Source organism: Massilia phyllosphaerae (assembly GCF_034659755.1).
In the GTDB taxonomy this organism is placed as follows: Bacteria; Pseudomonadota; Gammaproteobacteria; order Burkholderiales; family Burkholderiaceae_D; genus Telluria; species Telluria phyllosphaerae.
On record NZ_JAXSQX010000006.1, the window covers coordinates 112783 to 133841 of the forward strand.

General features: G+C 64.3%; 20 protein-coding genes. 10 read left to right on the forward strand and 10 right to left on the reverse strand.

Annotated features, from left to right (window positions below):
• Positions 1-9: 9 nt before the first annotated feature.
• The 3 genes from U1H99_RS21750 to U1H99_RS21760 all read right to left on the reverse strand — a co-directional run bounded on the left by U1H99_RS21750 (position 10) and on the right by U1H99_RS21760 (position 3246).
• Positions 10-1278, reverse strand: a complete 1269-nt coding sequence (locus U1H99_RS21750) for an MFS transporter (protein WP_323143811.1) — start codon at positions 1276-1278, stop codon at positions 10-12.
• A 116-nt stretch (positions 1279-1394) separates the two neighbouring features.
• A complete protein-coding gene (locus tag U1H99_RS21755) occupies positions 1395-2084 on the reverse strand; it encodes a class I SAM-dependent methyltransferase (protein WP_323143812.1) in 690 nt (229 codons plus the stop codon).
• 133 nt (positions 2085-2217) lie between these two features.
• Positions 2218-3246 carry a CDP-6-deoxy-delta-3,4-glucoseen reductase gene (locus U1H99_RS21760; RefSeq protein ID WP_323143813.1) on the reverse strand — a complete coding sequence of 343 codons (1029 nt, stop codon included), beginning with the start codon at positions 3244-3246 and terminating at the stop codon, positions 2218-2220.
• A gap of 12 nt (positions 3247-3258) precedes the next feature.
• Here U1H99_RS21760 and U1H99_RS21765 point away from each other — a divergent pair, with 12 nt between their 5' ends.
• The gene (locus tag U1H99_RS21765) at positions 3259-4146 is read left to right on the forward strand and encodes an NAD-dependent epimerase/dehydratase family protein (RefSeq protein WP_323143814.1); all 888 of its coding nucleotides are present in this window, start codon (positions 3259-3261) and stop codon (positions 4144-4146) included.
• On the opposite strand, the gene U1H99_RS21770 is transcribed toward U1H99_RS21765, so the two are convergent.
• From U1H99_RS21770 to U1H99_RS21785, 4 genes are all read right to left on the reverse strand, one after another.
• Positions 4067-4831 (reverse strand): glycine-rich domain-containing protein, encoded by a 765-nt coding sequence (locus tag U1H99_RS21770; protein ID WP_323143815.1) that lies wholly within the window; start codon positions 4829-4831, stop codon positions 4067-4069. The two genes, U1H99_RS21765 and U1H99_RS21770, sit on opposite strands and share 80 nt — an antisense overlap.
• Before the next feature lie 369 nt (positions 4832-5200).
• Positions 5201-5926 carry a glycine-rich domain-containing protein gene (locus U1H99_RS21775; protein ID WP_323143816.1) on the reverse strand — a complete coding sequence of 242 codons (726 nt, stop codon included), beginning with the start codon at positions 5924-5926 and terminating at the stop codon, positions 5201-5203.
• Positions 5927-6249: 323 nt separating this feature from the next.
• Complete coding sequence (locus U1H99_RS21780; protein WP_323143817.1) at positions 6250-8097, reverse strand: sensor histidine kinase; 1848 nt, start codon at positions 8095-8097, stop codon at positions 6250-6252.
• Positions 8098-8278: 181 nt separating this feature from the next.
• Complete coding sequence (locus tag U1H99_RS21785; RefSeq protein ID WP_323143818.1) at positions 8279-10027, reverse strand: glutamine--tRNA ligase/YqeY domain fusion protein; 1749 nt, start codon at positions 10025-10027, stop codon at positions 8279-8281.
• A gap of 210 nt (positions 10028-10237) precedes the next feature.
• On the opposite strand from U1H99_RS21785, the gene U1H99_RS21790 reads away from it, so the two are divergent.
• The 6 genes from U1H99_RS21790 (at position 10238) to U1H99_RS21815 (ending at position 15382) form a co-directional block, all read left to right on the forward strand.
• Entirely contained in the window at positions 10238-10525 is a 288-nt protein-coding gene (locus U1H99_RS21790; RefSeq protein WP_323143819.1) for a DnaJ domain-containing protein, read from the forward strand.
• Between the two features lie 20 nt (positions 10526-10545).
• Positions 10546-11073, forward strand: coding sequence for a hypothetical protein (locus U1H99_RS21795; protein WP_323143820.1), 528 nt, complete (start codon positions 10546-10548; stop codon positions 11071-11073).
• Complete coding sequence (locus tag U1H99_RS21800; RefSeq protein WP_323143821.1) at positions 11070-11855, forward strand: hypothetical protein; 786 nt, start codon at positions 11070-11072, stop codon at positions 11853-11855. The genes U1H99_RS21795 and U1H99_RS21800 overlap by 4 nt, the downstream gene beginning before the upstream one ends.
• Before the next feature lie 17 nt (positions 11856-11872).
• Positions 11873-12757 (forward strand): hypothetical protein, encoded by an 885-nt coding sequence (locus tag U1H99_RS21805; RefSeq protein WP_323143822.1) that lies wholly within the window; start codon positions 11873-11875, stop codon positions 12755-12757.
• Between the two features lie 210 nt (positions 12758-12967).
• A complete protein-coding gene (locus U1H99_RS21810) occupies positions 12968-14101 on the forward strand; it encodes a patatin-like phospholipase family protein (RefSeq protein ID WP_323143823.1) in 1134 nt (377 codons plus the stop codon).
• A gap of 66 nt (positions 14102-14167) precedes the next feature.
• Complete coding sequence (locus tag U1H99_RS21815; RefSeq protein ID WP_323143824.1) at positions 14168-15382, forward strand: MFS transporter; 1215 nt, start codon at positions 14168-14170, stop codon at positions 15380-15382.
• Positions 15383-15455: 73 nt separating this feature from the next.
• Here the strand turns inward: U1H99_RS21815 and U1H99_RS21820 are convergent, their stop codons facing one another.
• Positions 15456-16904, reverse strand: a complete 1449-nt coding sequence (locus U1H99_RS21820) for a M28 family peptidase (protein WP_323143825.1) — start codon at positions 16902-16904, stop codon at positions 15456-15458.
• A gap of 244 nt (positions 16905-17148) precedes the next feature.
• On the opposite strand from U1H99_RS21820, the gene U1H99_RS21825 reads away from it, so the two are divergent.
• The gene (locus tag U1H99_RS21825; RefSeq protein WP_323143826.1) at positions 17149-17475 is read left to right on the forward strand and encodes a hypothetical protein; all 327 of its coding nucleotides are present in this window, start codon (positions 17149-17151) and stop codon (positions 17473-17475) included.
• A 21-nt stretch (positions 17476-17496) separates the two neighbouring features.
• On the opposite strand, the gene U1H99_RS21830 is transcribed toward U1H99_RS21825, so the two are convergent.
• Together U1H99_RS21830 and U1H99_RS21835 are read right to left on the reverse strand one after the other, a co-directional pair.
• Positions 17497-18576 carry a hypothetical protein gene (locus U1H99_RS21830; protein WP_323143827.1) on the reverse strand — a complete coding sequence of 360 codons (1080 nt, stop codon included), beginning with the start codon at positions 18574-18576 and terminating at the stop codon, positions 17497-17499.
• A 22-nt stretch (positions 18577-18598) separates the two neighbouring features.
• The gene (locus U1H99_RS21835; protein WP_323144120.1) at positions 18599-19834 is read right to left on the reverse strand and encodes a CaiB/BaiF CoA transferase family protein; all 1236 of its coding nucleotides are present in this window, start codon (positions 19832-19834) and stop codon (positions 18599-18601) included.
• A 323-nt stretch (positions 19835-20157) separates the two neighbouring features.
• Between U1H99_RS21835 and U1H99_RS21840 the strand changes: the two genes are divergently transcribed.
• Positions 20158-20442 (forward strand): acyltransferase family protein, encoded by a 285-nt coding sequence (locus U1H99_RS21840; protein WP_323143828.1) that lies wholly within the window; start codon positions 20158-20160, stop codon positions 20440-20442.
• Positions 20442-21044: an acyltransferase family protein gene (locus U1H99_RS21845; protein ID WP_323144121.1), complete on the forward strand. Its 603-nt coding sequence runs from the start codon at positions 20442-20444 to the stop codon at positions 21042-21044. The genes U1H99_RS21840 and U1H99_RS21845 overlap by 1 nt, the downstream gene beginning before the upstream one ends.
• Positions 21045-21059: the final 15 nt, after the last annotated feature.

Sequence of the window (21059 nt, forward strand, 5' to 3'; positions counted from 1 at the left end):
TTCATCTGTTTACGTGGCGTTCTTGGCGGCGCGCGCCGCTTCCTCGGCTGCGTGGTGCGGGAAGCGGTCCATGCGCGACAGCACCGGGAACAGCTTCATCCAGGTGCCGGTCACCACCAGCGTGGCGACACCGCCGAACAGGATCGCCGGCACCAGCCGGAACCAGCTGGCCGTCACGCCCGATTCGAATTCGCCCAGTTCGTTGGAGGCGCCGATGAACACCGCATTCACGGCGCTGACGCGGCCGCGGATCTCGTCCGGCGTCTCGTACTGCACCAGCAGGTGGCGGATGTAGACGCTGATCATGTCGCCGGCGCCCATCAGGAACAGGGCGATCAGCGCGACCGGGAACAGGTCGGTCAGGCCCATCACGATGGTGCCGAGGCCGAACAGGCCCACGCCGCCGAACATCCAGGGGCCGACACGGCGCTGGATCGGCCAGAACGCCAGCGCGATCGAACACAGCGCGGCGCCGGCGCCGGGCGCGGTGCGCAGGATGCCGAGGGCGGTGGGGCCGGCATGCAGCACGTCGTGGGCGTAGGCCGGCAGCAGGGCGGTGGCGCCGCCGAACAGCACCGCGAACAGGTCGAGCGAGATGGCGCCCAGCACGATCGGGCGGCTCCACACGAAGCGCAGGCCTTCGAGCAGCGTGTGCCAGCTGACCGGGGCCTTGTTCATCGCCTGTGGCGCGCTGCGGGTGCAGGCCATCATCGCCAGCGACAGCGCCAGCAGGACGCTCGACACCAGGTAGACCACGTTGGCGCCGTAGACGTACAGCAGGCCGCCGACCACCGGGCCGGCGATCACCGCCACCTGGAAGCTCGACGAGCTGAGTGCCACCGCCTGCGAGAACGACTCGGTCGGCACCAGGTTACGCAGCACCGCCTGCGAGGCCGGCTGGCTGAAGGCGCGCGCGCTGCCGTACAGGACCAGGATCGCGAACACCGGCCATACCACCGTGCTGCCCGACCAGGTAAACAGCTGCAGCAGCAGGCTGCACAGCAGCTGGGTGCCCATGCACAGCAGGATGATAGTGCGGCGGTTGTGGGTGTCGGCGACGTGGCCGGCCCACAGGATCAGCACCAGGAAGGGCGCGAACTGCGCCAGGCCGATCAGGCCGAGGTCGAACACATTGTGGGTGATCTGGTAAACCTGCCAGCCGACGGCGACGCTCTGCATCTGGATGGCGATGGTGTTCAGGAAGCGGGCCGACAGGTAGAACGACAGATTGCGGTTGCGCAGGACGCCGAGGCGGCCTGTGGGAGCGGTCGAAGACATAAAGTGGAATAGGGCTGGCGGGAATGCGAGCCCTATTGTGCACTATATAAGATGTATATGCAGTCAATACGGCTCGCACGGGCCGTATTGACGTAGGGTGGGCAGGCGTTGTGGGATTATTTCACAAACCGCAGCGCGAACTTGTCGTCCGGCGCTCCCTTCATCTCGAAGAAGGGCTGCTCGCGCGGGTCCGACGGTGCGCGCAGGTAGCCGCTGCTGGTGTCGAGCTTGAAGCCGGCGCGCGTGACTTCCTGGACCACGCTGTCCTCGTCGATGCGGTGCAGGGTCTTGGTGGCCGACAGGCCGCTGCCTTTCTTGGCCGCGTTGTCGATGATGACCAGTTTCCCGCCCGGCTTCAGCGCATCGTACAGCCGCTTGTTCATGGCATCGCGGTTGGCCGGGGTGTTGGCGATGTCGTGGTAGGACATGTTGATGGTGACGAGGTCGAGCGCCGGCGCGTGCGGCGGGAGCGGGTTGTCGAAGCCGGCCACGAACGAATGCAGGTTGGGCACCTTGCGCGCGTCCAGCTTGGCGTTCTCCATGGCGTTCTGCGCCCACACCTCGCCCTTGCTGCCGACCGCCGCCGCCAGCAGCGTCGCGGTGGAACCGCCGCCGGCCGAGATGTCGAGCGCCTTCATGCCCGGCTTGACCTGGGCAAACGAGAGGAATTCGGCGGGCTTGCGCTTGTCGTCGGCCTTGCGGTCGTCGTCGGTGCGCAGGGGGCTGGCGATGGCGGCCTGCCACTCCTGCACGGTCTGGGCCTGGCCGGCGGCGTAGGCTGGTACGCCGGCGGCCAGCAGGGACATACTCAATGCTGCAAGAAGGGGAACAACACGAAGCGAAGTTGGCATGGTGGCGCTCATTGTCGGGTTGGGAGGCAAGGAAACCTTACCCCAAATCGCAATGCAACATGCAAAAAATGCTACATCGTGCGCCGCTTCAGGACTGCGCCAGGTCGGCTTCGGTGGTAAAGGCGTCGGCGTAGAATTCCTCGGCCGGCAGCCCGCACTGCGCCACATAGTCCTGGCGCGCCGAATCGACCATCACGGGTGCGCCGCAGGCGTACACCTGGTAATTCGACAAATCCGGGAGGTCCTGCATCACGGCCGCGTGCACGTAGCCGGTGCGCCCAAGCCAGCCGTCTTCCGGCAGCGCATCCGAAATCACCGGCACGTAGCGGAAGTGCGGCAGTTCGCGCGCCCACCCTTCGCAGAGTTCCGCCATGTACAGGTCTTGCGGGCGGCGGCCGCCCCAGTACAGGCTGACCGGACGCTCGGACTTCAGGTGGATCATGTGCTCGACCAGCGCCTTCACCGGCGCGAAGCCGGTGCCCGAGGCCAGCAGCACGATCGGCTTGTTCGAGTCTTCGCGCAGGAAGAAGGTGCCGAGAGGCGCCTCGAAGCGCAGGATGTCGCGCTCCTTCATGGTGGAGAACACGTGGTCGGTGAACACGCCGCCCGGCAGGTGCCGGATGTGCAGCTCGAGCGGGCCGCTGAACGAGGGCGCGTTGGCGATGCTGTAGGCGCGGCGCTTGCCGTCCTTGAGCAGAAATTCGATGTACTGGCCGGCGCGGTAGGCCAGCGCCTCGTTGGCCGGCAGCTGCAGCGTGACGATGGCGACGTCGGGCGCCGCGCGGCGGATCGACACCACGCGGGTCGGCATCTTGCGCAGCGGGTACTCGCTGCTGCCGCCGACTTCGCGCGCCTCGATGGTGAGGTCGCCCTCGGCCACGGCGCAGCAGAACAAGGCGTAGCCCTGCAGCTTTTCCTGCTCGGACAGGGCGCGCTGCTGGTGCGGCTTGTGGTGGATCGTGCCTTCGACGACCTTGCCCTTGCACGAACCGCAGGCGCCGTTCTTGCAGCCGTAGGGCAGGCCGATGCCGGCGCGGATCGCGGCGGCGAGCACGGTTTCGTCCTGTTCGCAGGCATATTGGTGGCCACTGGGCTGGACAGTGATCTGGAACGTCATACAATCCTCGGAATGAATACGATTAATTTCAAACGGCCGCGCCTCCTGATCGTGGGCTGCGGCGATGTCGGCATGCGCTTGCTGCCGTGGGTCACCCGGCGTTTTCGTGTGTTTGCCCTGACCAGTCAACCGGAACGCCGGGCCGCGCTGCGCGCGGCCGGGGCGGTGCCCATCGTGGCCGACCTCGACCGGCCGCACACGCTGCGCCGGCTGCGCGGCCTGGCGCAGCACGTGCTGCACCTGGCGCCGCCGCAGCAGCAGGGGGATCTGGATTTGCGCACACGCAATTTGACCGCCATTCTACCCGAGGGCGCGCGTGTGGTTTATGTCAGCACGACCGGTGTCTATGGCGACCGCGGCGGGGCACTGACCGAAGAGAGCGCGCCGCGCAAGCCGCGCAACGCCCGCGCGCGGCGCCGCGTCGACGCCGAGCAGGTGCTGCGGGCCTGGGCACTGGCGGCGCGCGGGTCGGTGGCGATCCTGCGCGCGCCCGGCATCTATGCGGGAGACAGGCTGCCGCTCGAGCGCCTGCGCCAGGCCACGCCGGCGTTGCGGCCGGAGGACGACGTGTACACCAACCACATCCACGCCGACGATCTGGCCCAACTGGCGTGCCTGGCGCTGTTCCGGGCCTTGCCGGGGCGTGCCTACAACGCCTCGGACGATACGCGCATGAAGATGGCCGAGTATTTCGACCTGGTCGCCGATGCCCACGGCCTGGCGCGGCCGCCGAGGTTGTCGCGTGCCGAGCTGGAGCGGACGGTGCCGCCGCTGCGGCTCTCCTTCATGTCGGAGTCGCGCCAGCTGGTGAATACGCGCATCAAGCGCGAACTGCGGGTGCGCTTGCGCTACCCGCGGGTGCAGGACTTTCTTGATCAAGCGGGTGCAGGGAAGGCATAAGGCGTTCCTGCACCGGGAAGACGGCTGGCCAGCTCAGGCGGGCAATCAGCTGAAGGCACGCGTCGCGTGGTCCAGTGCCGGGCCGGCAAGGTAGGCCGCTTTCGCGCCCCGGGCCGGCGCAGTAGGCCGGCTTGATGCCGGGGCCGGCGCAATACGCAACTTTCATAACGGGGGCATCGCAGTAGATGGGCTTGGCGCCGGGTCCGGCACAGTAGGCGATCTTGGCGCCAGGGCCGGCGCAGTAGGCCATCTTTGCGCCGGGACCGGCACAATAGGCGGCGTCCGCGCCGATCGATACCGGGTAGTCTTCACCGAACGTCGCTTCGTACAGGGTACGCATGCGTTCGCCGCTGTCGAGGCGGAACTGCTCGTCGTCTTCGCCGCGCAGCCCCACGTAAGGATAATGGTGCAGGAAATAGCCGAAGGCGCGTTCGCAATCCCGCGCATATTTCATCGTGTCGAGGATATGGTAGTGCCAGAAGGTGTCGACATCGACCAGGGGTGCCGTATCCTCTTCAGGGAACATTTTCATCAGGCATAAAAAACGCCGGTATTCCTTCTCTACCGCGTTCGCCTTTTCCACACTCCATGCCTCACCCGATTCGACATGCATCAACTTGATCTTGATGGGTTCGAGATCGAGTTCCATGATTGCCCGGAACTGGTCATTTGTCTTGGTATCCATGATCGTCCTTATCGCGAGGAAGTGAGAAGTGGTTTTAGGAAACGTCAGAGAATCAACTCGGTCACACGTTTTTGATATGGAACAAATTATTGTCCGTCGTTTAGCTTGGTAACAACGGATCACAGGCAAATTTGATTTGCATCAATAATTGTTCACTTGTGCGAAGTTCCTAGCCAATGAACGGGTTGTCGCATGTTGAATATTGCGGGCCAAACCGGAATCGATTCTGATGTTTCGCAGTGGAAAAGGACGGAGTGCAACAAGGGGTTGGCAACGCGGGTGACGATAAAAAAAAATCCGCCTCCAGGAAGGAGGCGGATCGGGATGCGGGCCTGGAAGGGGCAGGCCGGCCAGTATGGCTGACTCCTGTCAGCTCGCTTGTGCGCGCATCGGTTCGATGCTGGCAACACGCAAGGCGGCGACCGGCTGGTTTGGCGTGCCGGCAGTGGCAACGGCCTTGGCACCGGGCCCGGCGCAGAAGGCGGCCTTGGCACCGGGACCGGCACAGAAGGCGGCCTTGGCACCGGGACCGGCACAGAAGGCGGCCTTGGCACCGGGACCAGCGCAGAAAGCGGCCTTGGCGCCCGGTCCGGCGCAGAAGGCGGGCTTGGCACCCGGCCCTGCACAGAATGCGGTATCCGTGCTACGCGCTTCGACCTTGTCGATGCCGGGTCCGGCGCAGAAGGCAGTGCTGGCGCGGATCGCCGTGGCGCCCGGATAGGCATCGCTGAAAGTGGCTTCGTACAGGACGCGCATGCGCTCGCCGCTGTCGAGGCGGAATTGCTGGTCGTCTTCGCCGCCCAGCCCGACATAGGGGTAATGGTGCAGGAAGTAGCCGAATGCCTGTTCGCAGTCGGCCGCATACTTCATGGTATCGAGGATATGGTAGTGCCAGAAAGTGTCGACATCTTGCAAAGGTGCTGCAGCTTCATTCGGGAACATTTTCATCAGACAAAGGAAACGCCGGTATTCCTTTTCGACGGCCGTGGCTTTATCAAGGCTCCAACCTTCTCCCGATTCGACGTGCATCAACTTGACTTTGATGGGGTTCAGATCGAGTGCCATGACTGCCTTGAACAGGTCGTTGAGATTCATGATTGTCCTTATTGATAATGTAATTATGTGAACTGCTTCCCTAGTATTGGCAGACATCATGTAATTCATGTGTCGGCATCAAAATTTTTCTCTATTTCGATATCGCTCAAAAAGTGCTGACCTCCCTTGGTATTGTTGAGGGGCTCGCTACAAACCGTTCTTGATTTGCGTTGCCTGTACTCAATGTAATTGAGGCCATTGGGCACGTAATTGCGTTTGGTCAAAAGTGGAATGACGTTGCCGCGATGCTACAAATAGCGCGACAAGCTGGAGCACGGAAGGGAAGAAGGGAAGAAGCGGACCGGGACGGCCCGCGTGGTGCCTCAAATGACGGCGGAACCGGTTTCGTGTTCGCTCAGCAGGCGCGGTTCGTCGGCGGGCAGGTCGATCACCGGTGCCGAGACCATGATCGTCGTGCCGCCATCGGGTTCGCTGAAGATGGCGCAGGTGCCGCCGAGGATGAGGATACGTTCCTCGATACCGACCAGGCCGAATGAGCCATGCTTGTTGCGTCCGCCCGGCGGCAGGCCGCAGCCATTGTCGCGGACGATCAGCGACAGCCAGCTGCCGTTCAGCCGCAGCTCGACGATGACGCGGCTGGCGTGGGCATGGCGCACGATGTTGGTCAGCGACTCCTGCAGGATGCGGAAGAAAGCGGTCGCGCAATAGTCGGGCATGGCGATTTCCAGGTGATCTTCATGGAGATCGCACTGGATGCCGGTACGGCGCTGGAACTGATGCACCTGCCACTCGACGGCGGCGGAGAGGCCGAGGTCGAGTACGGTGGGGCGCAGGTCGTTGATGATCTGGCGCACGCTCTTGATGGTGGTATCGATCTGCTGCAGCGTGGCGCTGGCGCGCTTGTGCAGGTGGCTGTGGGTCCGCGAGCGGGTGGTCAGCATTTCCGCGTCGATGCGCAAGGCCAGCAGGTTCTGGCCGAGATCGTCGTGTACCTCGCGCGCAATCCGCTTGCGCTCCAGTTCCTTGACCTGGTAGGCATTGTCGGCCAGCCGGCGCAGTTTCTGGTGCGACAGTTGCAGCTTGCTCTGGCTCTCGCGCAGCTCGCTCGTCATTTCCTGGGCCAGCGCCAGGGCCGCGCGGCGCGAGGAGGTGAGGATGAAGATCACCGCGTACAGCATGATCGAGCCGAAGAAGCCAAGCGACATCATCAGCTTCGGGTAGTACACGTCGAACTCGGTGTACAGGGCAGACTTGGGTGCGCTGTACACCGTCCTCCACGGACGGTTATTGAAATTCATCTGCAGCGTGGTCGAGAACACATCGTCGCCGCCTGCCAGTGGCGGCTTGGGCAGCGCCGTCGTTCCTTGGCTGTCGAACAGCGTGAGCGGTATCCCGGTGCGGTCGCGGCCAAGCGCATCCATGTACCGGCCGGTGTCGAACAGCGTCATGCGCACGCCGTTCACCGGGATCTTGTCGATCACGCCTTTCAGCAGCTTCGGCACGCTGAATGCGATGCCGATCGAGCCCATGTAGGCGGCGCGGCGGCCCGCGACGCTGTCGAGCGGCAGGCCCAGCCGGTAGATGGGCATGCGCATGCCCAGGTAGGTATCGTTCGGATGGGACAGCGCGGGAATCGGCGTGCCTGCAGCCTGGAAGGTACCTTCGTCGCGCTCGCGCTGCAACAGGTTGCCGAAAAAGTGGTTGGACAGCAGGTCGTAGCCGTAGAGCTCGGCCTGTTTTTGTTCCGGCTCGATGTAGCCGACCGCGAGGTAGGCCGGACGCACGCCGGATGGCCAGATGTCCAGTTTGGCGGCCAGCGGGCCCAGGAACTTTTTCTCGGCACGCAGTTTGGTGACGAAGGCTGCACGCTGGTCTTCATGGAAAAACAGTGCCAGGTTGATGTAATCAATGGCGGGATAGTTTTGCTCAAGATGCAGCCCACGCGCAAACTCGTGGAATTGCTGTTGGGTGACGCCTTGCGAACTCTGGACCATGCTGCCCGCCGAACGCAACAAGTCCGTGTACGATTTGACCCGGACACTGATCACGCTTTGCGCATACGCGGCATGATTCAGGAAGCGCTGGCGTGCATCGCTTTCGATCGAGCGATGCGTGTTGACGTACAGGCTGCAGCCGATCAGCGAGGATAGCAGGGTGCCTGCCCAGAACGACAGGCGGGTGACGGAAAACGCCTCTTGCAGCAGCGACATCGCATACTCCTCGCAGGCAGGACAGGCGGCGCTGTCCTTGCGGTCTTTATGCGTTGCAACTTACGTAAGTTGGGTCCGAAGTGGACCTAGCAGATTAAAGAGCTTGTATGGAAAAAAACCCGGTTCGTGGACCGACCCGGGTTTTGTGCCGTGCTGCCGCGCGTGGCGGCGCATGCGGAGATTACTTGCCCCAGCTGTCCTTCAGCGTGGTCACGCGGTTGAACACCGGCTTGCCCGGCTGCGAGTCGACGCGGTCGGCCACGAAATAGCCGTGGCGCTCGAACTGGAAGCGCTGGTCGGGCGCAGCCGCCTTCAGTCCCGGTTCCAGGTACGCTTTGACGGTTTCCAGCGCGTTCGGGTTCAGCACGCTCATGAAGTCCTTGCCGCCGCCGTCCGGCTGCGGATCGAGGAACAGGCGGTCGTACAGGCGCACTTCGGCTTCCAGGGCGTGCGAGGCGCTGACCCAGGTGATGTTGCCCTTGACCTTGTAGTTGTCGGCGCCCGGGGTGCCCGATTTCGAATCCTCGAAATAGTTCACGTGGACCGCGATCACGTTGCCATTCTCGTCCTTGTCGAAGCCGGTGCACTCGGCCACGAAGCCGTACTTCAGGCGCACGCGCGCGCCCGGCTTGTCGGCGGTCGGCGGGGTGAAGCGGTGGTAGCCCTTGGTCGGCACTTCCATGAAGTCTTCCTGCTCGATCCACAGTTCCTTCGTGAACGGGAAGGAGCGCTGGCCCATCTCGGGGTGGTGCGGGTGGACCGGCGCGTTGCACTCGACCGTCTGGCCTTCCGGGAAATTGTCGACGATCAGCTTCAGCGGACGCAGCACGGCGATCGCGCGCGGTGCCTTCGGATCCAGGTCGTCGCGCAGCGCGCCTTCCAGCGTGCTCATGTCGATCCAGCTGTCGACCTTGGTGACGCCGATGCGTTCGCAGAACAGCTGGATGGCTTCCGGCGTGTAGCCGCGGCGGCGCAGGCCGACGATGGTCGGCATGCGCGGGTCGTCCCAGCCGTTCACGACGCCGCTGTCCACCAGCTGGCGCAGCTTGCGCTTGGAGGTGACGACATACGTCAGGTTCAGGCGCGAGAATTCGTACTGGCGCGGCACCGGACGCGGGAAGAAACCGCCGTCGGCCAGGGTCTCGACCAGCCAGTCATAGAACGGGCGGTGGTCGGTGAATTCCAGCGTGCACAGCGAGTGCGTGATGTTTTCGATCGCATCCGAGATCGGGTGCGTGTAGTCGTACATCGGGTAGATGCACCAGGCGTCGCCGGTGCGGTGGTGATGCGCATGGCGGATGCGGTACAGGGCCGGGTCGCGGTTGGTCATGATCGGCGAGGCCATCGCGTCTTCGCTCATCTTGGCGCGCAGGATGTGTTCGCCGTCCTTGTACTTGCCGGCCTTCATGTCGCGGAACAACTGCAGCGATTCCTCGGCCGGGCGGTCGCGGAACGGCGAGTTGGTGCCCGGCGTACCGAAGTTGCCGCGGTTTTTCGCCATGTCTTCGGCGCTCTGGCTGTCGACGTAAGCCTTGCCGTTCTGGATCAGGTACTCGGCCATCGCGTACAGCTGGTCGAAGTAGTCGCTGGCGTAGTGCAGGTACGCCTGGCCGCCTTGCTCCCAGGTGAAGCCGAGCCACTTGACGCTGTCCATGATGGTGTCGACGTATTCCTGGTCTTCCTTTTCCGGATTGGTGTCGTCGAAGCGCAGGTGGCAGCGGCCCTGGTAGTCGCGCGCCAGGCCGAAGTTCAGGCAGATCGATTTGGCGTGGCCCACGTGCAGGTAGCCGTTCGGCTCCGGCGGGAAGCGGGTGATCACCGACGGCATTCCGGGACGGTCATGGGTGCCGGCGGCGATGTCGGAGTCGACGATGGAGCGCACAAAATTGGGCGACGGCGACGGCGCCGGGGAATTCTTGTCGTTGCTCATGAAAAGGTGTTTTGAATAGGTAATATTCCGGGCATTTTACCGTAGAAGGGTAGCCACTGGCCGCCTTATGTGGTTAAGCGCACGGTTCGCCCAAATCGTGCGCCCGATACTAGGAAGAATCGGGATCAATGGCCAGCCTGTCAAGCCGGCGCTTTCTATAGGATAATCCCGGTTTAACGTTTTTATCTGGGCACTGCCGGAGAGTTTCAAGTGGAAAATTTATACGCGATTCTCGGCGTCGCGCCGAACGCCACCGACGACGAGATCAAGAAGGTGTACCGCTCCCTGGCGATGCGCTACCACCCGGACCGCAACCAGGCGCCGGGCGCGGAGGCGCGCTTCAAGGCCGTCACCAAGGCCTACGAAACCCTGTCCGACCGCGCCAAGCGCGACGAATACGACCAGAGCGTCAATCACCGTATCGTGCTCGACGCCGAAGGAGAAGCGTTCGAACTCTGGCGTTCCCTGTTCGCGCTCAATGGCGTGACCCTGCATTAATCAAGATTGCGAATCCAAACATGAAAAAAGTACATCCGGAATTTGCTTTCCAGTCGCGCGAACTGGAAGGCCAGATCGAAGGCACCCTGGGCGATCCGCCCAACCGCAAGAACTACGACATGATGGTCCAGGCGCTGGTGTCCGAGTACGCCGACGGCAACGGTCTGGACGACGTCAACATGATGGCCTTCGCGCTGGTCGACCGCATCCGCTTCACCGACCCCAAGGGCCTGGTGCGCGAAGCCATGGACTATGAAGGCAGCGGCGATCCGGCGCGCGTGTTCGCGATGGCCAACTGCGACGCCGCTCAGGGCGAGGATGAGGGCAAGGCCATGTACGAAGCCATCTGCGAGAACCATCCTGAGCTGGCGCGCCAGGCCATCATCACCGCCTTCCTGTACAAGAACCAGGCGCGCTGGGAAGACGACGACCAGTCGCTCGACCAGCTGGCCCGCGACGACGAAGGCGACGACGACGAACTGGAAGAAACCGCGGTCGGCGACGACTTCACCCAGCTCTTCGACCAGGATGGAGGCGATCGCGAATGAGCGACGACAACACCCAAGCCAAGCTGCCAGCCTTGACCCAGCAGGTCACCGACCTGGTGCTGTCGGGATCGCTGCAGCACGCCGAGGAAGCGTTCTCGCAGGCGGCCGACGAGCACGGCGACTACGCCGTGGCCGAGGTGCTGTCGACCCTGCCGCCGCAGGTCACCGCGCTGCACCTGGCCGGCTTCGACGGCGCCAAGACCTCGCTGGCGACCATGCTGGTGCCGCCCAAGGCCTGGGCCGAGAGCCTGGCTTTCCTGGCCGCCACCTGGCCTGACGACATGATCGAGGACGATCCCGAGCGCCTGGCCGAAGGCCTGTTCAACCATATCCACGGCGTGGTGTATGCCACCGACGACGAGGACCGCCGCAACGAGCTGCTGGAAGCCGCATCGAGCACCGACCACGGCGCCACCGCGTTCGCGATCCTGTGGTCGCTGGCGCCGCGCGAGATCCTGGAAGTGGCGGGCGAGATCAACGTGCGCGGCCCGCACAGCAATATCCACACCACCTCCGACAGCGACATCGTGCCGCTGGCGATCGACCTGGCCCGCGCCAGCGAGGACGGCTGGCAGCGTTCGCTGCTCGAGCTTTTCCCGGAATACCGCAACACCCAGGACCTGGCCGACGTCGAACTGCCGGACGATCCGGACGAGGAATCGGAATTCCAGCAGCGTGGCACCCGCGAACTGCTGTACCGCCTGCGCAAGCAGGTGCCGTCGGTACGCACCCAGCCGCGCCGCAGCCCGCGCCGGAGCATGGGCACGGACATTTTCTCGTGAGCGGAGCAGACACCTTTATGTTGCCTGCGATCGTCATCGAAAGACTGCCGCGCCTGATCCGCGCCATCAAACTGCTCCCGAGCCGCGCCGGTAACGAAGAGGCCGCGGCGCTGGCCGACGAGCTGTCCGGCATCACGGCGATGGTGGCGGAAAAATTCACCAACGACCGTACCGCCGAGGGCATCCAGCGCGCCCAGCTCTTGACCATCGGCGGCGTCTCGCTCGGCCTGGAGCACCTGCTCGAGGACGAGGAAGACGAAGCCGTCGGCGACCAGGCCGGGCTCGGCCTGCTGCTCTCGGAAGGTGCCGAAGTCGTGTTCCAGCAGGGCTTCCGGCTGGTGCGCGAACTGTCGGCGCTGCCCGAGGACACCCTGGTCGGGGAGTACGACAAGGACCCGGTGTATTCGCAGCGCCGCCTGAAGGAACTGTTCGTCGACCTGTGCACCGCCGATCCGGGCGAGACCTGGTCCGGCTACGAGCGCTACCTCGGCCAGCTGCAGCAGCGCAAAAGCGTGCAGGCGATCGTGCGCGCGGCCGAATGGCTGCGCCGCCACCATTGGGAAGGCGCGGTCAAGGATCCGGACCTGAATGCCGAAGGCGTGATCGCGCTGGCGGTGATCTTCGGCATCGAAGGCGGCGGCCGCATCGTCGCGCGTACCGGCCAGAAGGAATTCGAGCGCTTCGTGCAATCGGTCCGCACCGGCAAGCACGACCACGAGGCCGGCTGGGCCAGGATGCTGGAAAACATCCCGGCCCCGCACCAGCGCATCATTGCCGAGCGCATCGACAGTTATCGCAACAGCCTGCTGCTCAAGCACATCGGCGACAACACGCCGCTGAAGCAGCTGTTCGTCGAGCTGGAAAACTACGCCGGTTCCGAGATCGACGCCGAGTATCCGTAACACCCCGGCGCCCCCCCGTCTTATCCGGCAGCATCGGAAACGACAGGGGGCGCTACCCCTTTCGTCAATCCCCAGCACATATTTCTATTTGACCTAGCTCAAATGTCCTGAGCGCTATTCCTTTTAAAGTTGTCCAGCTCGGTTGACACCGACACCGTTTGCTGACAAGCGGTTTGTGCATTTTCCACAGGACATATCAAGGAGTCATACATGGGCAAGAAGATGGCATTGGTGCTGCAAGGGGGCGGCGCGCTCGGCGCCTATGAGTATGGGGTCGTGACCAAGCTGGTCGAGATGGGCTGGGAGCCGGTGGCGGTCAGCGGCGTATCGATCGGTGCCGTGAACGCGGCGGCCATTGCCGGCGCGAAGGACGGCGATATTGCCGCCAGCCTGAAGGCGGTCTGGGACCAGATCACGATGAAGACCTTCCCATTCCTGCCGGCCAACATGCAGGGAAATTTTTCACTGTTGGGCAATCCGAATTTCTGGCAGTCGCGTACCGATTACCTGCAGATGGGAAGCTGGAACAGTCTTTGCGACACCAAGCCGATGTACAGGACGCTGGGGCAGCATCTCGACTTCGACCGGATCAACCGGGTCGCCGAGGATGGAATGCCGGCGGTGCGCCTGGCAGTGACGGCCACCAGCCTGGAAACCGGCGGGCCGATGACGTTCTCGAATTACCTGCACAGCCATGGCACCGGTGCCGACGCAGGCACGTGCATGGAGAAGCTGAATGCAGTGAAGCAAACGATCAGGCCGGAGCACATCATGGCCAGTGGTGCCTTGCCGCCGGGCTTCCCGCCGGTGGTGATCGACGATTGCGCTTACTGGGACGGCGGGCTGTTCAGCAATACGCCGATCGACGCCCTGTTGAACATCCTGACCGAGGAGGAGTACGACACGCTGCCCATCTTCACGATCGACCTGTTCGCCACCGGCAACCTGCCGATACCGAAGAACCTGATCGAAGTCCAGACACGCGCGTTGGCAATGCAGTACGAAAACCGCTTCTGGGCCGAGTTTGGCGGGAGTGCCGGCCTGAAAGGCTTCTTGGGGATGCTGAAGACGCTCGAGGCGCTGGTGCCGAAAGATAGCATCCTGCGCAAGGATGCCGCCGACAATCCCGAAGCCGCGGCATGGGACTGGCTGCAAAGATTGAGGGCGCTGAAGAACCTGCGTGTCATCCAGGGCGCACCTGCCCCTTCGGGCGGCGACCACGACTTTTCGGCCTATGCGGTGGAGGCGGCCTACAACGCGGGCCGCACGGCCGCGCGCCATCACGTGCTGATCGATCACGGTCTCGACCGGGAGCAGGAGGAGCGCCTGCGCGTCGTGGCGTAAATCCTGTATGGACATGGGGGTCCTGATTGTCAGCTATGATCTGGCTGTAAAGAATCAGGATCCTCCATGTCTTCCACTCGCATCGCCGCCGGCAGCGCGGCGTTCAAACGCATCAACCGCGCCATGGTCTTCGGCGGGTTTTCCACGTTTGCCCTGCTGTACTGCGTGCAGCCGCTGATGCCGCTGCTGGCCCATGATTTCGCCCTCAGCGCCGCCCAGAGCAGCCTGGTGCTGTCGCTCGCCACCGGCGCGCTGGCGGTGTCGCTGCTGGCCTCGAGCGTACTGTCCGAACGCTACGGCAGGAAGCCGCTGATGGCGGCCTCGATGTTCGCCGGCGGCATCCTGACCCTGCTGGCGGCCTTTACCCACAGCTATGGCCAATTGCTGGTCCTGCGCGGCCTGCTCGGCCTGCTGCTGGGCGGGATGCCGGCGCTGGCCATGGCTTACCTGAGCGAAGAGATCGACGGGCCGTCGCTCGGCCACTCGATGGGCCTGTACATCGGCGGCAGCGCCTTCGGCGGCATGGCGGGGCGGGTGCTGTCCTCCTTCATCAGCGATTTCTGGGACTGGCGCATCGCGATCGGCACCATGGGCGTGGCCGGGCTGTACGCGGCCTGGGAGTTCAACCGCAGCCTGCCGGCCTCGACCAATTGGAAGCCGGGGCAGGGCAGCTGGCACGCGCTAGTGGGCGGCACCCGCAAGCATCTCGGGGACCAGGGTTTGCCCTGGCTGTTCGCGCTGTCCTTTTTGCTGATGGGGACCTTCGTCAGCATGTACAACTACATCGGCTACCGCCTGCTGGGGCCTGACTTCGGCCTGCGCCAGAGCGCGGTCGGGGCGCTGTCGGTGCTCTACCTGCTGGGCATCTTCAGCTCGGTCTGGGCCGGCAAGCTGGCCGACCGCCTGGGCCGGCGCAACGTGCTGTGGATGGTGATGCTGGCGATGCTGGCCGGCCTGCTGCTGACGCTGTCGAATGCGCTGGTGGCGATCGTGGCCGGCATGGGCCTGTTCACCTTCGGCTTCTTCGCCTCGCACTCGGTGGCCAGCAGCTGGGTCGGACGGCGCGCGCGGCCGCCGCAGGCGTTGGCCTCGGCCCTGTACCTGTTCTTCTATTACCTGGGATCGAGCGTGGTCGGCTGGCTGGCCGGCGTGGTCTGGGGCCATGCCGGCTGGGGCGGGGTGGTGGCGCTGCTGGGCGCCGTGCTGGCCGGCGCGGTGGCCGTGGCGCTGCGCCTGCGCGGGCTGGCGCCATTGGCGGCCGCAACGGCCGCAGTGCCGTAGGGTGGGCGCGGCCGGCGTAGGCACCACGTGCCCACGCGTACGCCAGCATAACGCCGGCCGCGCCCACCCTACGTTATTTCAGCTTTTTCGCGGCTTCCAGATATTTCGCCGCGTTCGGCACCGCGGTCCACGCCGGCGCCTTGCGGCTGTTGGCGATGTCCAGCAGGCCGATCGCCACCATGCGGTCGATGCGCGCCATGTTCTCGTAGTCGATCTTGTCCCAGTCGTCGTCCTTGCCGTGGTAGTCCGGGAACTCGTAGGCGACCGACAGCGTGTGCGCCGGGACGCCGGCGTCGGCCAGCGACTGGTTGTCGCTCTGGGCAAAATAACGGTCGCTGTTCACCGGGTGCTTGACCAGCTTGACGCCCACTTTCTTGCCGGCGCGCTGCAGCGTGTCCGAGATGCTGGTGTAGTCGAAACCGGTCAGGTTGGCGGCATTCACGCGCGCGCCTTCGCTGTCGTCGGTACGGCCGATCTGTTCCAGGTTGATGTCGGCCACCGTGTCCTTGATCGGGAACAACGGATGTTTGCCGTAGTAGCGCGAACCGACCAGGCCCAGCTCTTCGCCGAAGAAGGTCATGAACACGATGCTGCGCTTGGGCCGCGTCTTCTGCGCCGCCAGGCTGGACGCGATCTCGATCACCGACACGGTGCCGCTGCCGTCGTCGTTGGCGCCGTTGTAGATGTCGCCGTTGCGGATGCCGAGGTGGTCGTAGTGCGAGGTCAGCATGACGTAGGTGTCCTTCAGCTTCGTATCCGAGCCGCGCAGCACGCCGACCACGTTGCGCAGCTTGACCGCGCGCTCGACCGGGCCGGGCACGTTCAGCGTCACCGTGGCGTTTCCTGCGGTGAGGGCCGCCGCGGCCTGGGCATCGTACAGCACCACGCTGCGCATGGCGTCGCGCGGACGCGGCGGACCTTCTTCCACCAGCCAGCCGTTGGCGGCGCTGCCCTGGGTGCGGCTGCCGTCGACCAGCACCAGCAGCGCCGGCTTGCCGGTGAACTTCTGCAGGTCGCCATAAGCGGCGCGGCGGTCGGCCGGCATCGTGAGCACCAGCAGCTTGCCGTCGGCGCGCGCCGCATCCTTCATCGCCTCAAGCCAGGGCATCGTCACCACCGCGGCATCCTTGAGGCTGACGGCTTCGCGCACGCGCAGGTCGACCGCGCTGGCCGGCACGCTCAAGGTCTTGCCGCCGGCCTGGACGGTGAAGGCGAACTGGCTCATGTCGCGCTCGGCGTACTTCCAGTCCGAGACCTGGAAATAGCCGTCGTTGCCGGCCGGTTCCAGGCCGGCGCGGCGGAACTGGGCCGCGATGTACTCGGCCGCCAGGTCCTGGCCGCGCGAGGGCGTGGCGCGGCCTTCGAGCAGGTCGGAGGCGAGGAAGGACAAATGGCCGCGCAGCGACTGGGCGCTGATGCGCGCGCCCACCGGGTCGGTGGACTGGGCGCCGGCGCCGTTGGAGGCCAGCAAGGCGAGGGACACTGCGACGGCAGCGGGAAGGGAAGCGGCGCGAAAACGCATGCGTGACTTTCGTGATCGAAAAAGAAAGGCACTATTGCATGACGGGTAATCCTGGTCAACATGCAGTCTGCAAGGTGATGATTTTGCTGTCAATTTCGGCGAATTTCGGTTAATTGACTGCAGAGTTGCCTCATCCGGCGGTCGGACCGTGCGCCATCCAGTGGTCGACCGGACTACCATATTTCTTCGCCAACCCGCTCCGCACGGATGCGAATGAGTCCAACCCAACGCACAGGAGAACGTCATGTTGCAAGCAAACGAAATCCAGCAGCGATTCACTCATATTCAGCAAACCATCGGCGAAGCCGAACAAGCTTGTCAGTCCTCGCAGGATGCACCGAACGAAATCCGCGACTGCATCCACAAGCTGCAGCAGGAAGCCCAGCAGGCCCAGAGCGTGATGCAGTCGAACGACCAGCAGCGCGTGATCGAATGCGTCGACCGCCTGGAAGATATGGGCGACGAAGCCAAGCGCATCAGCCGCAGCCTGCCGCAGATGCCGGCCCACCTGGAAGCCGCCGTCAGCCGCGTGCACGCGGAGCTGTCGGACCTGAAGCACAAGCTGCACTGATCGCACCCGCCCTCGGGCGGGTCAGCGTTCCAGCGTCAGCGCCAGCCGGTACGGATACATCATCTCGCACGGCTGGCCATCGCACATGGCCGGCTTGTACGCGATCAAACCGGCCGCCATCCCCACCGCCTTGTTGACTTCCGGCGGCAGGCCCTCCTTGTCCTGGCCCACGGTAGTTACGCTGGCGGGCTTGCCATCCTTGTCGACCAGCACGTACACCGAGATGCTGCCCTGCTGCCCCGTCGCGCTGACGATGCGCTGCACAGTCTGGTAAAACGGCGCCGGTCCATGCAGCGGGTAGGGCGGTTCGTCGCCGGGGGCGAGCGCGGGGAACCAGCGCTTGACCGTGGCCTGCTGCTCCGCCGACAGCTTGTCGTAGGGAAGGTTGGGCGGAACCGGGATTTCGCGCGCAACGTCGCGCAGGATCATGCTCGAGGTGCGCAGCTGGTCTTCCTTGAGCGTGTAGCTTGCCTTGGCAATCGGCGTTGCCGGCCGGTCGGGCACGCGGCCATCGATCACGGCCATCTCGCGTCCCGGACTGCCGGCGAACACCATCTTGCCCGGTCCGCTCGGTTTGTCGTGCGCCCAGCCGCCCTCGTAGCGGCCGCCGAGGATGTAGGTGTGCACGCCCGTGCCGTCGCGCTTGCCGTTCTTCCATTCACCCTTGTAGCTGTCGCCGTTGGCGTACAGCGCTTCGCCGGTGCCGGTGCGCTGGCCCATCCGCACATCGCCTTCGTAGCGGGTGCCGTTGGCGAAGCGGAAGTAGCCACGACCGTCGGGCACGCCATCCCTGAACGGTCCGATGTAGACGGCGCCGTTCGGCAGCTGCAGCTTGGCCTCGCCCGCTACCTGGCCGGCCGCGAGGGTGGCTTCCAGCTTGTACGCCTTGCCGGCAGGGTCGCGCCACGACAGCGTGCCCTGGCCGTCGGCAAAGCCGGCCTTGCACGCGCCGTCCCAGACCGGCGCCCCCATCGGCGCCGGGTGGATCGCGGCGAAACGGCAATCGGACGCGCCGGCGAGGGGCTGCGCCTCCTGGGCCAGGGCGGGGCGGCAGGCGGCGCAGCCGAGGAGAACGACGAGCAACAGCTTCACGGATGACATGTGTATTCCTCGAAAAGTTGGCTTACAGGATGCCCTGCGCGCGCAGGGCGGCGATCTCTTCGCCACTCTTGCCGAGCAAGCCGGCCAGCACCTCGTCGGTATGCTGTCCGAGCACGGGCGGGGCGGCGTCGCTGGTGGCCGGCGTGCCGGACAGCTTCATCGGGCTGCGCACCAGCTTCACGCTGCCGGCCAGCGGGTGCTCCAGTGCGATGGCCATGCCGCGCGCCTGCACCTGCGGGTCGGCGAACACTTCGTCCAGGTTGTTGATCGGCCCGCACGGTACGCCGGCCGCTTCCAGCAGGGCGATCCATTCGGCGCGGGTCTTGGTCGCTACCATGGCGTCCAGCAACGGCACCAGCACGGCGCGGTGCTGCACGCGCAGCGGATTGGTGGCGAAGCGCGCGTCCTGCGCCAGTTCGGGACGGCCGCCGGCCTCGACGAACTTGCGGTACTGGCTGTCGTTGCCGGCGGTGACGATGATGTGGCCGTCGCTGCAGGCAAAGGTCTGGTAGGGCACGATGTTGGCGTGGGCATTGCCCCAGCGCTGAGGCCGCTGGCCGCTGTTCAGGTAATTGCTGCCGACGTTGGCCAGCATCGCGACCTGGGTATCGAGCAGCGACATGTCGATGTGCTGGCCTTCGCCGCTACGGTCGCGGTGGGTCAGCGCCGCCAGCACGGCGACGGTCGCGTACATGCCGGTCATGATGTCCGTCAGCGCCACGCCGGCCTTTTGCGGCCCGCCGCCCGGCAGGCCGTCGCGCTCGCCGGTGATCGACATCAGCCCGCCCATGCCCTGGACCAGGAAGTCGTAGCCGGCGCGGTGGGCGTAGGGACCATCCTGGCCGAAACCGGTGATCGAGCAGTAGACCAGGTCCGGCTTGATCGCCTTCAGCGAGGCGTAATCGAGGCCGTAGCGCGCCAGGTGCCCGACCTTGAAGTTTTCCAGCACCACGTCGCAGTGGCGCACCAGTTCGTGCAGCAGCGCCTGGCCGGCCGCGCTGGCGATATCGACGGTCACCGAGCGCTTGCCGCGATTCGCCGACAAATAGTAGGCGGCCTCGGACGTCGGCCTGCCGTCGGCATCGGGCGCATAGGGCGGACCCCAGGCGCGGGTGTCGTCCCCTATGCCGGGACGCTCGATCTTGATCACGTCGGCGCCGAGGTCGGCCAGGTTCTGCGCGCACCACGGGCCGGCCAGCACGCGCGACAGGTCGAGCACGCGGATATGGCCGAGCGCCTTGGGCGCTGCGTTGTTCATGGATGGCATGCGGTCCCCGTTATCGTTCAGTTATTGTCGGCAGATTATAGCCGGGTCGCCCGGGCCGCCAGCCGCCTTGGGAGCGGATCCGGCTTGCGAACCGGGATCATGACCCGGGCCGGCAGCGGCAGCATGCCGCAGCTGAAAGGTGTCGACATTATTTACAGTGCATACACGGAAATTTGCTGTAAACATGCCTATGTGTTTGTTATCTAACAAAAATTATATTTTGGCATGTTTTTTTGCTATTTCGGAACGATTACATTTTGGCAAATTTCCTGCCGGAACGAAACCGGTTCGAGACATAAATTACTTACCAGATAATGACAGCCGCTTTTGATGCTTCCATCGCCAAACGCATTTCCATGCTGCGTACTATCCTCATCATGCTGGTCGTGCTGCTCCACATCGGGACGCCGGGACTCGGTCAGCTCGACTACGGAAATCCCTATGAGCTGATCCGGTTTTTCTTCCAGGATGAACTGGGACGGCTTTCCGTTCCGACCCTGACGGCGATTTCCGGCTACCTGCTTTTTTCAAGCAAGCTCGATCTGGCGCCGGCAACTTTGCGCTGCACTTCTTGCATGACCTGTTCATCCTGGTATTGATGGCGCCGCTTTTCGGTTACGCCATACGGCGCCGGCCCTGGCTGGGCCTGATGCTGGTCGCGCTTGTATTCATGAGCGATGCGGACGGCCACCTGGTCAACCGCAACACCATGGCCGTGCTGTTTTATATCGGCGGCATGGCGGCAGCCGGCAACTGGAACCTGAAACGCTTGGATCGCCTGGCGATTCCTGCGCTGGGACTGCTGGTCGCCGTATGCATCGCGACGATCTACTACCGGATCGAGGACTATGTCTACATTTATCTCACTGCGCCCATTGCGGTGTGGCCGGCATCTTCCCTCTTGCTGAATACGCAGCCGGGCCGCTGGGCCGAGAAGTACAGCAAATACAGTTTCTTCCTGTTCCTCGCCCATGCACCGCTCATCCACGTGTTCGACATGTTCTATGCGCACAATCGGCTCGATGCGAGCGCATACACGATCCCGACCTTCCTGTTCTTGGTCGCTTTCGTGCCGTTCGCCTACCATGCGGCGCTGTACGTCATGCCGGGCACCTTCAGTTTCATGATCGGTGGCCGTGTCAAGGCAGCGAAGTCCGCGAGTGCGCAGGAAACCGCAGGCGGGATGCTGGCCAGGGCATAAAAAAACCCGGACCAG